This window comes from Thalassolituus marinus (assembly GCF_020320395.1).
Lineage (GTDB): Bacteria > Pseudomonadota > Gammaproteobacteria > Pseudomonadales > Oceanobacteraceae > Venatoribacter > Venatoribacter marinus.
On the sequence record NZ_JAEDAH010000032.1, the window covers coordinates 67103 to 79763 of the forward strand.

Annotated in this window: 9 protein-coding genes and 2 tRNA genes; 4 read left to right on the forward strand and 7 right to left on the reverse strand. The window is 53.7% G+C overall.

From position 1 onward, the window contains the following. On the forward strand, positions 1-3117 hold the full coding sequence (locus I9W95_RS06965; protein WP_225673258.1) for an efflux RND transporter permease subunit: 3117 nt from the start codon (positions 1-3) through the stop codon (positions 3115-3117). A gap of 143 nt (positions 3118-3260) precedes the next feature. Then, complete coding sequence (locus I9W95_RS06970; protein ID WP_225673260.1) at positions 3261-3839, forward strand: chalcone isomerase family protein; 579 nt, start codon at positions 3261-3263, stop codon at positions 3837-3839. Between the two features lie 3 nt (positions 3840-3842). Here I9W95_RS06970 and I9W95_RS06975 read toward each other — a convergent pair whose 3' ends face one another. The 3 genes from I9W95_RS06975 to I9W95_RS06985 are packed head-to-tail and all read right to left on the reverse strand — an operon-like array spanning position 3843 to position 6880. Then, positions 3843-4271, reverse strand: coding sequence for a DUF4124 domain-containing protein (locus I9W95_RS06975; protein WP_225673262.1), 429 nt, complete (start codon positions 4269-4271; stop codon positions 3843-3845). A gap of 11 nt (positions 4272-4282) precedes the next feature. Beyond that, entirely contained in the window at positions 4283-5992 is a 1710-nt protein-coding gene (gene recJ, locus I9W95_RS06980; RefSeq protein ID WP_225673264.1) for a single-stranded-DNA-specific exonuclease RecJ, read from the reverse strand. Between the two features lie 45 nt (positions 5993-6037). Then, the gene (locus I9W95_RS06985) at positions 6038-6880 is read right to left on the reverse strand and encodes a DNA ligase (protein ID WP_225673266.1); all 843 of its coding nucleotides are present in this window, start codon (positions 6878-6880) and stop codon (positions 6038-6040) included. Between the two features lie 171 nt (positions 6881-7051). Here I9W95_RS06985 and I9W95_RS06990 point away from each other — a divergent pair, with 171 nt between their 5' ends. Continuing rightward, on the forward strand, positions 7052-7444 hold the full coding sequence (locus I9W95_RS06990) for a 2-amino-4-hydroxy-6-hydroxymethyldihydropteridine diphosphokinase (protein WP_225673268.1): 393 nt from the start codon (positions 7052-7054) through the stop codon (positions 7442-7444). Here I9W95_RS06990 and I9W95_RS06995 read toward each other — a convergent pair. The 4 genes from I9W95_RS06995 to I9W95_RS07010 all read right to left on the reverse strand — a co-directional run bounded on the left by I9W95_RS06995 (position 7426) and on the right by I9W95_RS07010 (position 11301). After that, positions 7426-8139, reverse strand: coding sequence for an SDR family oxidoreductase (locus I9W95_RS06995; protein WP_225673269.1), 714 nt, complete (start codon positions 8137-8139; stop codon positions 7426-7428). The genes I9W95_RS06990 and I9W95_RS06995 overlap by 19 nt on opposite strands. Before the next feature lie 51 nt (positions 8140-8190). After that, positions 8191-10749 carry a penicillin acylase family protein gene (locus tag I9W95_RS07000; protein WP_225673270.1) on the reverse strand — a complete coding sequence of 853 codons (2559 nt, stop codon included), beginning with the start codon at positions 10747-10749 and terminating at the stop codon, positions 8191-8193. 353 nt (positions 10750-11102) lie between these two features. Then, a tRNA-Met gene (locus I9W95_RS07005) sits at positions 11103-11179 on the reverse strand. A gap of 45 nt (positions 11180-11224) precedes the next feature. Continuing rightward, positions 11225-11301: transfer RNA gene (locus tag I9W95_RS07010), tRNA-Met, on the reverse strand. 181 nt (positions 11302-11482) lie between these two features. On the opposite strand from I9W95_RS07010, the gene I9W95_RS07015 reads away from it, so the two are divergent. Next, complete coding sequence (locus I9W95_RS07015; RefSeq protein WP_225673271.1) at positions 11483-12526, forward strand: AraC family transcriptional regulator; 1044 nt, start codon at positions 11483-11485, stop codon at positions 12524-12526. The last annotated feature ends 135 nt before the right edge of the window (positions 12527-12661 follow it).

Consider the following 12661-nt stretch of genomic DNA (forward strand, 5'->3'; position numbering starts at 1 on the left):
ATGGCTAAATTCTTTATCGACCGGCCGATTTTCGCCTGGGTAATCGCCATCATTATTATGCTGGCGGGTGCTATGTCGGTGATCAGTCTGCCGATCCAGCAGTACCCGAGTATTGCGCCGCCTTCCGTTCGTATCGCTGCATCCTACCCGGGTGCCTCAGCAAAAACGCTGGAAGACACGGTCACTCAGGTGATCGAACAGAACATGACCGGCATTGATAACCTGCTCTATATGTCATCACAGAGCAGCAGCGCTGGTAGCGTTACCCTGACCCTCACCTTTGCACCGGGTACTGATCCGGACATTGCACAGGTTCAGGTACAGAACAAGCTGTCACTGGCGGAAGCCCTGCTGCCAACTGAAGTTACCCAGCAGGGTCTGAGTGTGACCAAAGCGTCGACTTCATTCCTGATGGTTATTGGCCTAATCTCAGACTCCGGACAAATGAGCCGCTCGGATCTGGCTGACTACGCCAACAGTTACCTGAAAGACCCGCTGTCGCGTACGACCGGTGTAGGTGAAATGCGCGTATTTGGTTCTCAGTACGCGATGCGTATCTGGCTGGAACCGGAAAAACTGAACGCCTTCGGCCTGACGCCACTGGATGTTAAGAGCGCCGTTGGCGCCCAGAACAGTCAGTTTGCCGCTGGCCAGCTTGGTGGTCTGCCGGCTGTCAGTGGCCAGCAGCTGAATGCCACAATCATTGCCCAGACCCGTCTGGAATCGGTGGAAGAGTTCGAGAACATTCTGCTGAAAGTGAACACCGATGGCTCTCAGGTCCGTCTGAAAGATATTGCCCGAATCGAACTTGGTGCACAGGATTACTCGGTGCTGGGTTACTACAACGGTAAACCAGCAACCGGTATTGCTATTCAGCTGGCACCGGGTGCCAACGCGCTGGACACAGCCACGGCTGTGCGCAGCAAGATTGAAGAACTGTCTGCCTTCTTCCCGAGTGATCTGAAAGTTGTATACCCGTACGATACAACACCATTCGTACAGATCTCGATTGAGGAAGTGGTTCACACGCTGATCGAAGCGGTTGTGCTGGTATTCCTGGTGATGTTCCTGTTCCTGGGGAACTTCCGTGCCACCCTGATCCCGACGATCGCGGTGCCGGTGGTATTACTGGGAACCTTCGGTGTGATGTATGCCTTTGGCTACAGCATTAACACCCTGACCATGTTTGGTCTGGTACTCGCCATCGGTCTGTTGGTGGATGACGCCATTGTGGTGGTGGAAAACGTTGAACGCGTTATGGACGAAGATGGTCTGTCACCGCGCGAAGCCACCCGTAAATCCATGGAACAGATAACCTCGGCATTGATCGGTATTGCCCTGGTGCTGTCTGCGGTATTTGTACCGATGGCATTTATGAGCGGTTCTACTGGTGCCATTTACCGTCAGTTCTCGCTGACCATTGTGTCCGCCATGTTGCTGTCGGTCATCGTTGCTCTGGTGCTGACACCAGCTCTGTGTGCCACCATTCTGAAGCCTGCCCACAAAGGTGAACTGGCACATCAGAAAGGTTTCTTCGGCTGGTTTAACCGCCTCTTCAGCAAAGCAACCGGTGGTTATACCAACAGTGTTGGTGGCTCACTCAAACGTCCTGTGCGCATGATGCTGGTGTATCTGGGCATGGTTGTGCTGATGGCCTTCCTCTATGTGCGTCTGCCTACCTCGTTCCTGCCGACAGAAGATCAGGGCATCGTGCTCAACCTGGTGCAGCTCCCTGCCGGTGCCACGCAGGAGCGTACGGCTGTCGTTATGGATCAGATGCGCGAGCACTATATGAACGATCCCGCAGTTGAATCCATTTTCACCGCGGCGGGCTTCAGCTTTGCCGGTATGGGTCAGAATATGGGGATTGGCTTCGTTAAACTGAAGCACTGGGATGAACGTCAGGAGCCGGGACTCGCCGCAGGTGCAGTCATTGGTCGTGCCTGGGGGGCCCTGAGTCAGATTAAGGACGCCACCATTTATCCGATTAACCTGCCGCCTATTCCGGAACTGGGTACCGCATCCGGTTTCGATGTGATGCTGCAGGATCGTAATAACCTGGGTCATGAACAACTGCTGCAGGCGCGCAACATGTTGCTCGGCATGGCTTCGCAGGATCCGCGTCTGAGCCAGGTACGTCCGAACGGTATGGAAGATGTTCCGGTCTTCCGTATCGATATTGACTACGAGAAAGTGAAATCTCTTGGCCTCAGCGTCAGCGACGTAAACTCTACTCTGAGCACAGCCTGGGGGGGCTCTTACGTCAACGACTTCCTCGACCGCGGCCGGGTGAAGAAAGTATACGTTCAGGGCGATGCGCCAAGCCGCATGCTGCCACAGGATCTTGAACAATGGTATGTACGCAACAACAAGGGTGAGATGGTTCCATTCTCTGCCTTTGCCAGCACACGCTGGGAGTATGGCTCCCCTCGCCTGGAACGATACAACGGCGTACCCGCTATGAACGTTCAGGGTCAGGCCGCTCCGGGTCTGAGTACCGGCGATGCCATGCAGGCCATTGAAGAGATTGTTGCCAAATTACCAGCGGGGGTTGGCATCGAATGGACCGGCATGTCGTATCAGGAGCAGGTATCCGGCTCACAGGCACCAATGCTCTATGCATTGTCACTGCTGGTCGTATTCCTCTGTCTGGCTGCCCTGTATGAAAGCTGGTCGGTGCCGTTCTCAGTGATGCTGGTTGTACCACTGGGGGTGATGGGCGCTCTGATGGCCGCTACCGGCCGTGGCCTGAGTAACGACGTGTACTTCCAGGTTGGCCTGCTGACCACCATCGGTTTGTCAGCCAAGAATGCCATTCTGATTGTAGAGTTTGCCAAATCTCTGGTTGAACAGGGTAAAGGTCTGCTGGAAGCCACTATCGAAGCGGCGCGTATGCGACTGCGTCCGATCATTATGACTTCCATGGCCTTTATTCTGGGTGTACTGCCTCTGGCGGTCAGTACCGGTGCAGGTGCTATGAGCCGTCAGGCGATTGGTACGGGGGTGATTGGCGGCATGCTCGCGGCAACCTTCCTTGCCATCTTCTTTGTGCCTCTGTTCTATGTATTGGTCATGAAACTGACATACAGAATCAAAGGTTCATCACAAACTGAGTAATTACTCGAATCTGTCCGGCAATTTTGCCGGACAGAGCCATTTTCTGACCCGATGGGACCGATTTGTCCTTGCATCCGATGGCCCAGAAGAACTACTCTTGGCTCATTCCATAATCAATAAAATAATAAATAGGATGCCGCTGTATGATACGCTCACTGCTGTTATCTTTTCTGCTCATGTGGGCCCTGCAGGCTCAGGCATTGACCCTCGAAGGCGTCGATGTTCCGGAACTGTTACCCGCCACCAAAGACTCCCCTGAATTGCACATGCGCGGTGCGTCTATTCGCCGTGTATATGGTTTCGTGGAGGTTTATGTCGGTGCACTGTATATCGGTGACAACACCCTCGCTGACGAACAGATTATCGATGCCGACGTTGCCCGTCGCATGACCTTTTATGTCACGTCATCACGCGTGAGTGCTCGCCGCTTTACCAACGCTATTCAGGATGGTCTGTCGATCAACGTTTCCAAAGAGAAAATGGAAGAACTGAGCGAGCGTCTGGAACAACTGGTATCGCTGTTTGATCACAAGTTTGTCGAAGGCACTGTTGGTTACATTGAATGGCACCCTGAATCCCAGAGCACCATCATTGCTATCGATGGCAATGTGCGCGGCTCCATTCCGGGTAAAGACCTGAATGATTCACTGCTGAAAATCTGGATTGGTGAAAAGCCGGTCAGCGAGCGCTTCAAGAAAGAAGTGTTAGGTCACCGCAGCTGAATATCAGTGACAGTAACGGCGAATATCTGCCCACAGTTTTTCCCGTTTACGCTGCTTTTTTGTCAGACTTACAAGGTCTGAATTTCGAGAGCGGCTGATATTATTCAGTCGCGCCTGCAAACGCAGATCCTTACATCTCTCCTCTTTATTGCGCTTTACCTGTTCAGCTTTTTCAGCGTTCAGTGCCCGCTGTCTGCGCTTATCTGCAGCGCTATCAGTATCAGAACTGAAACGCTCAGTTGGCGAAACAGCAGCAGGCTTATAACCATTCAGAACTTCAGGCAACGCCACCTCATCGGCCTGAATCCGGGGTGGAGCCCGATCGGAAAAATGAATCTGTCCCTGTTCATCCCGCCACTGATACATCTCCGCCTGCACAAAACAAGGCAATATCAGTAGCAGAAGTACGCCGCCAATCCCTGGTGAACGCATAATATTCCTGCCTAGTTGCTGTTCATGTCTTTAATCATTAGCTGAACGCTCTGACGACCACGAAATTCATTCACATCCAGCTGAAACACACAGGTAACCTGTGTAGCGGAATAATCCGGCCAGCGCTGCGTATCAATGTTAAACCAGATGCCATCTATCACCAGATCCGATCCCTGCGGTTGCAGAACCAGCTTAAGATGTCGTTCACCAACGACCCGTTGCTGAACGAGTGTGAATACACCTTCAAATTGCGGCTCCGGGAAGCCTTGCCCCCAGGGACCTGCCCAACGCAGGGCATGGGCCAGTTCCAGCGAGTAGTCTGCTACCTGCAATGCACCATCGGTTTCCAGCGTCTGCGTTAATTCAGCCTCACTCAGATGAGCCGAGCAGACCTGATCGAACAGGCGGGTAAACTCATTCAGCCCATCCTCATTCAGTGTCAGACCGGCCGCCATCGCATGACCACCAAATTTTTTCATCAGATGCGGCGCTTTCTTGTGCACCTCGTCCAGTGCATCGCGCATATGCAATCCGGGAATCGACCGCGCCGAGCCTTTCAGACAGCCACTGTCGTCCCTGGCCAGCGCGATGACCGGACGATGAACCTTGTCCTTGATACGCGAAGCCAGAATGCCGATAACACCCTGATGCCAGTCGGGCTGATACAGGCACAAGCCGGTAGGCATCTCACCACTGAGATCAAACGACTGCAGAAAGCGCATCGCTTCATCCTGCATGCCCTGTTCGATCTGGCGACGATCCTTGTTCATGTCATCCAGCAGACGCGCAAGTTCCAATGCGCGCTGCGGATCATCCGTTAACAGACATTCAATTCCCAGCGACATATCGTCAAGACGCCCTGCCGCATTCAGTCGTGGGCCAACGGCAAAACCGAAATCAGCTGCAATCACTCGCGACGACTCCCGCCCGGCAACCTGCAGTAAGGCGAGAATACCGGCAATCGCATGACCCGCCCGAATACGTCGCAGCCCCTGTTCAACCAGAATACGGTTGTTATGATCCAGTGGAACCACATCAGCGACGGTAGCCAGTGCCACCAGATCAAGAAGCTGTGCCATATTGGGTGGCGCTACTGCCAGCAACTGCTGTTGCTGCAGATATGCACGCAACGCCAGCATCAGATAGAAAACAACCGTGCAACCGCAAGCCGCTTTCGATGGAAACTCGCAGCCCGGCTGATTCGGATTCACTATGGCATCAGCCTGCGGCAACGTCGCTGCGGCAAGATGATGATCGGTAACCAGCACCGGAATCCCGGCACCTTGTGCCGCCGCCACACCGTCATGGGACGCAATGCCGTTATCCACCGTCATAATCAGATCCGGCTTCATGGTCAGGGCGACCTCAACCAGCTCCGGCGACAGCCCATAGCCAAAATCGAAGCGGTTTGGGACCAGGTAATCGAGATTCTGTGCTCCGAGTAAACGCAGTGCCCGAATTGCCAGCGCAGTGCTGGTTGCCCCATCTACATCAAAATCGCCGACAATCAGCAATCTCTTCTGTTGCGTGACAACCGGAACCAGCAGCTGAACGGCAGTATCGATTCCCTTTATGCTGCTGTAGGGAATCAGCGCCTGCAGACCGAGTTCGAGATCACCCGGCCGGGACAAACCACGGGCGGCATAGACCCGCTGTAAAACCGGGTGCAGGTCAGGGAAAGTCCAACCATCAGGCAGCGGGCGCTGTATAGTTCTGGGCATTATTTTCAGGAAATATTTAAAAGCAGCAGTTTACCACGCCAGTATTCATTCCGGCGGCCGAACACGGAGGAAGCGAGCAAAGCGCGGTAAACCATGCTCGGTCAGCCCGTTATAAGCAAAGGTCACCGACTCGCCGATTGCCGGTGGATGCTGGCGTTCTTCATCGCTGAAGCCGCTCCCCAGACGGAATTGGCGCCCATCTTCCATGCGCACAATCAGAGCGCCCAGCGCGCCCCTGTACTTCCCTTCACCTGCCACATAACCGATCACTTTCGCTTCGTCATCCAGCGTCAGCTTCACCTTGAGCAGATCGTCACTGCGGCTGACCTGATACAGTGAACGAGCGCGACGCAGCATCAGCCCTTCGCCACCGGCTGCGGTGACGCGGGTCAGTCGTTCATTCAGTTCTTTGTCGTTGCTGATACGGGTCTGTTCCAGGACTTTGACATGAGCCGAGCCGTATTGGGCCGCCAGCGTACGCAACACCCATAACCGCTCAGTGTAAGGTGCTTCCATATCCGGCAAATCAAATAACATGTAGGTGACCTGTTGCCAGTCCTGATCCCTGGGTTGGCGACGATTAACAATACCGCTGACCTCACTGAAACGGCCTCGCCCCATCCACAGTTCACCGTCTAACGGGCGGGCCGGAAGTACCGCCAGAAACCACGCGGGCGCTTTTATTACACGCCCGCTGCGCGTCAGCAGTTGCCGACCGTTCCAGTAGGCTCGCACACCATCGAGTTTTTCACTGACGTAATAATCAGCAACATTAATACCCTGCTGGTAGCTTTTGGCCAGCATCAGTGGCGGCGCTTCCAGTGCAACAACCGATACGGGCATAAATAAAACAAACAGCAGACAAAGAATAAGCAGAAATGCATCCATGGTATCGTCCTCCCTGACAGCACCATGGGGTTATCTAACCTGCACACTGAACCGAAAGCCAAACCACATGATTGTTTTTCACACTTTCTGACCAGCTATTTCGGCCGTATTGCTTGACTCATCACGCCACTCACGGAATTCTAGGCGCAGACTTTTTAAAAAAGATTCACTGTGTTTTATCTGATCGGACTTGGCAGCAATATCTGCACTGACAAAAATATGGATGCGGCGCTGAGGGAATTAAGCGCTATTGGTGAGATATGCCTGACATCAGAGCGTCTGGCGACACAAGCCGTCGGTGACACCTTTCATTCGGACTTTAAAAACCAGCTGGTCGTATTGCACAGCGAGCTGCCACCAACACTGCTCAAACAAAAGCTGTTGCGCATTGAAGCCATGCTGGGACGCGAGCCCAAAAGTCCGTCGCGGAAAACCCGCGACCGGACGATCGACCTGGATATTCTGGGCAACGCCGAATCTACCGAGCTCTGCCGTGCTATTGAACCGGAAGACAGCTATTACCGCTTAATCAGCGCTCGCTGGCATCAGTCGGTGAATGTCTGATCGTAACGGTTGGCAACAAAGCGGCCACCATCGACCCGCATCACCGAGCCGGTTACCGCGTCTGCGGCCAGCAAGTAATCGCAGGCTTTAACGATCGCACCGTAGCCAAGCTCTTTACCAACCAGTGACTGCGACAGTACTTTTTGCCGGTAAGCGTCGTCATGCTCTGGTAAAAACTGAATCGGCCCCGGTTGAATCACATTCACCCTGACCAGACCTTTCAGCCGCTGCGCCATGCTAAGTGACCAGTTCTGCAGCGCCGCTTTGGATGCGCAATAGGCCGAAAAACGCTGATTGGGAATATCTGCATAAATATCAGAGATACAGATCATCGCCGCCTGATCGGACCAAAGCGGACCCAACGCAGCGGTAATCACTGCCGGTGATTCCACATGCACGCGGTAATGAAGTTCAAAATGCTGCAGCGTATCGCTGGCACTGGTGTCCGGAATAAAGCAGGAAGCATTGTGAATGACTGCATCAAACTGACTGAACGACGGCAATTCATCACACAACCGCTGCACATCATCACGGCGGCTTAAATCGGCCTGCACACAACTCAGGTTATTGTGCTCTGCCAGCTCACAGGCGCTGTTGTAATGTGCAACAACGAACCAGCCCTGCGCCAGATAGTGTTCAGCCAGAACTTTGCCAAGGCGGCGCCCGGCACCGGTAATCAGAATGCGCTTGGCCATAACCACTCCACAAACATAAAGCCGGTACGTTAACCGGCTTTATGCCAGCTGTCACTGGCTGCTGCTTTTCAGCGTACGCACCGATGTGAAATGGCTACTGACTGCTTCATCGCTGTTCAGTGGCAAACTACGATTAACACGCGACAACCACAGGTCGATACCATCATCGTAGTGTGGCGAGGCCGGGTTACCTGACTGACCGCCGGCGATCACCAGCTGCAAAGGTTCTGGCTGGCTGAAATCAACGATCATGCGCATCGCCGGTATGTTCCACACTTCGTAATCGCTTCCCAGATCGTAGCCCGCGACATTCAGCGTGTTGCGATTGCCACCGGCCGGGTACGGACCTCGGTCGGTATACTCCGCCAGCTTACCAACCACCATGGCTTTAACCGGATCGAGATATGGCAGCATGTGCGTCGTTTCAGTCTTCCAGTGATAGAACGCCATTTTGCCCCATTGCCAATGCTGGCTGTCCTGCCCCTGTAATGCAGTCAGATAATCCCAGGTGGCAGCGGCAGCACGAACAATAATCTGCCCCGGATCTTCGACTTCGGCAGTCGTTGCATCGTCCCAGAACGGAGCCCAGTCACCCGCGGGAGTGGTTCTGCCCAGCAAGTGATCCTGATAGCCGGAATAGGCACGCCCGTTTAATGCCATCAACGCCGACCACAACTGTGAATCGTCACTGCCAATATCATCGATAAATATCTCGCGCAGCAGCGTGTGCTCAAAACCGCCCCAGATGGCAGCGCTGGCGGAGTCTTCAGCCATTTCGCCATCAAACGCACGGATACTGCCCAGAACACGTTCTGCCTTAACTCTTTGCGCCTCAGGCATATCTGCCAGAGCGTTATCGATCATCTGCAGCCAGGGTCCTGTTGCCCACAACTCCTGTACCTTAGCCACCAGAATGTCCTTACGGTCAGCCTGCATAGCCTGCATGCTTTCCCGACTGTGCTTGGGCTGAGCTTTCAGCATCTGCATAATGCGTTCAGAACGTTCCGGGTAATACCAGGAACTGGTCAGCACAGGACTGTAACCCGGCTCTACCGTGCGGTTGTTGCCTGTACCAAGCAAACCGCTTTGCGGATTTCGTACGCGCGGCGTATTTTCTCCGCCCCAATATCCCTGCCAGTCATATTCGCCACTCCAGCCCGGAGAAGGAAAATGTCCGCTGCCCTGCTTCCGCTGCGGGTAGTTCCCGGTCACCTGCCAGGCGACATTATCTTCATTGCCGTAAATCACATTAAGATGAATAAAGCCGACACCGTTCAATGCTTTCTCAGCTTCGTCCATGGTTTTCGCTTTGCCGAGATTAAAGAAAGAACCAATGGTGTCGTCCTCAAACTGTGCCGTCCAGCTCAGTGCCAGACCGTACTCAGACTGATAGGGAATAGCGATCATTTCGTGCTTGGGCTGGCCAGTAATGGCCGGATTCAGTAACGGACCATGGCGAGTTGATTCCACCTCCATAACCACATCATCTGCGCCTTTGACACGAATGGTTTCAGAACGCTTCTGCAGTGGATACCACTCGCCCTGATAGAGGTATTCGCGCTGACCGTCGCGCGTGCGCAGTTGCTCAAGGAAAATATCCTGGGTATCGGCCATAACCATGGTTTCACCCCAGCCAATATGGCCATTGTAACCCGCGACAATCGCGGGGATACCCGGCAGAGTAATGCCGACCCCACTGTACTCCGGGCTCTTAACACCCATCAGAATCCAGGTAGAAGGTTGTGACAGCAGCAAGTGCGTGTCGTTGGCAACCAGCGTTTTTCCGCCCTGGGTGTTAGTAGCAGCAACCCCCCAGTTATTAGAAGCAGCAATGCCATTACCTGTCAGCGTACTGAGCTTGTCAGCCACCTGCTGCAGATAACTCAGCTGACCACTGACCGCACCAGCCAGATTGACTCCTGCCAGCTTATCGGCTTCGGCAAAATCAATCGGTTCATCAGGGTAAACCGGTGCCAGATATGCAGCTTTTTCGGTACCGAACTTCTCTGCCATTTGCAGGAACGCCAGTTCTTCGTGCAGATTAAAACCCACCCCCAGATTGAGCAGAACAAACAGCCCCAGCGTATTCGATGGCTGCCAGCTTTCCGGCGTATAACCGTTAATCACCAGTTCCATCGGCAAACGATCGGCGTGGGCATCCTGGTAAGCGTTAACACCGTCGGCAAAACGCTGCAGCAGATTCTTCAGCTCCGGCGTCAGTGCCTGATAACGTGATTCGATCACCTGCGGGATATTCAGCGTGCGCATGTAGATGTCCATATCCAGCGCCAGCTCACCCGTCATTTCTGACAGGCGACCACGTGCCAGCAGATTCATCGATACCATCTGCGCCAGACGATCTTCTGCCATCGCATAGCCAATACCAAACGCCAGGTCGTGCAGACTATCCGCCTCAATAAAGGGCACGCCGTAGTCGTCACGGCGAATGGTGACATCTGCGCGCAGACCATTCACTTCCGTGACACCATCTGGTGTATCCAGATTACGCGATGCCAGCCAGTCAAAAGCGGACGAACAACCTGATAGCAGGGTCGCAGAAGTCAACGCCGCCAGCGCCAGCCCCCACGTTTTTTTATTCTTGTTATACATGCGAATCCCGAAGGGTAAGAACGAGGAAGCCACGGATATTACCGCCTATCAGGTAAAGCAGAAGGGACTTTTATGCCAGACTGGTGCACAAATCGGGACAATGCAGGGTTAAATTTCGCCAACAAGAAAAACAGTAGGTGTAATAATGGAAGACTGTGCAGCCCAGCTGCGACGACCGCCTGGGTCGCTCTGACAGGTATAAAAAAAACCAGCTTAAGAAAGCTGGCTTTTTAATTGGTTGCGGGAGCCGGATTAAATCGGGGGCGCCTAGCTGGGCAGCCCCGCTGCGACGACCGCCAGGGTCGCTCTGACAGGTATAAAAAAAGCCAGCTTAAGAAAGCTGGCTTTTTAATTGGTTGCGGGAGCCGGATTCGAACCGACGACCTTCGGGTTATGAGCCCGACGAGCTACCAGGCTGCTCCATCCCGCGCTAAAAAGGTTCTGACATAATCATCAACACTTGAGCAGTGAGTGTTGGTTGCGGGGGCCGGATTCGAACCGACGACCTTCGGGTTATGAGCCCGACGAGCTACCAGGCTGCTCCACCCCGCGTCAGAGGCTGCGTATAATACGGATGCACTATACCGCCGTCAAGCCTAAGACTCTGTTTTAATGCGTTTTTTTTTTACGTACACCTTTTGGCTAACAGAAAAGTTTGAATACTGTCTGGCGTTGACACCTTTCCGGTGGTACGTTAACCAGAACAAAAAATAACAACAATAATACCAAGCCTATGACTGCCCATCCGTCCAATACCATCACATCGGCGGCGCTTGCACCATTAATGCGGCTGTTGGAAAGCAAAGGTTTCTCCAGCATGGATTTGCTGAGCCCCGGACTGGAACCCCGACCTGAGCACTCTTCCAGCCAGCGTATTGCCATCAGCCAGTTTGACCGTCTGTTAGAGCAATCAAGCAAATTGCTGAATGATCCTGCGATCGGCTTCTCCGCCGGCCAGCATCTGGATCTGCCCAGCTTCTACCTGCTTGGTTTTCTGCTCAGCAGCTGCCAGACCGGCCGCGAAGCCCTGACCATCCTCAGACGCTATTACTCTCTGATCAGCGATACACGCTCACCTGACCTGTTTATTGGTCACCAGAGCATTAAAGTCGTGTATTACGTTGCCGAGGGTAGCCAGTTCGGCAGTCATGCTCTTACTGAGTTTATTGCCACCAGTATTCATACCGCTGGCAAAGCATTTGGCGGACACCTGTATCAGATTCAGGGAGCAGGCTTCCGCTTCCCTCCACCGTCTTACAAAGATCGCATGGAAGAGTATTTCGGAATTCCGCTGCAGTTTAACCAGCCTCATAACTGGATATCCTTCTCTGCTCGTTTACTCGACAAGCCCCTGTCACAAGCCAACCCGGATCTGTTTCGTACGCTGCAGATGCAGGCCGAAAGCGCATCATCGCGTTTTTCAGACCTGCAGCCATTCAGCCGCAAGGTAATGCACATTCTTTATCAGTGGCCGGAATCGATTCCGATCACCAAAGAATCGGTAGCAGACCTGCTCAGTACCAGCAGTCGTACCCTGACCCGCCGACTGCAGGAAGAAAACTGTCAGTTTTCCGCTCTGCTTAAAGAGGTTCGTCTGGAGAAAGCCAAACAGGCTCTGGAGAATGGTCACGCAGATGTGCAGCAGCTGGCCATTGAACTGGGCTTTTCTGACCGTCGAGGCTTTGAAAGAGCCTTCAAGCAATGGACCGGGGTGACCCCTGCCAGCTTTCGACGTCACGTTCAGGAGCAGCGGCAGAGCGTCTGCGAAGAGGCCTGAACATAAAAAAAGCGGCTATCAGCCCACTAGTGTCCCACAAATTTTCATTTCAACTTTTGTGGGATATTCCGGGCCCCTTGTCCTCATAGAGGGGCCTTCCGAAACGTCGGACCGCCCCTATCGCCGGACGGGCTA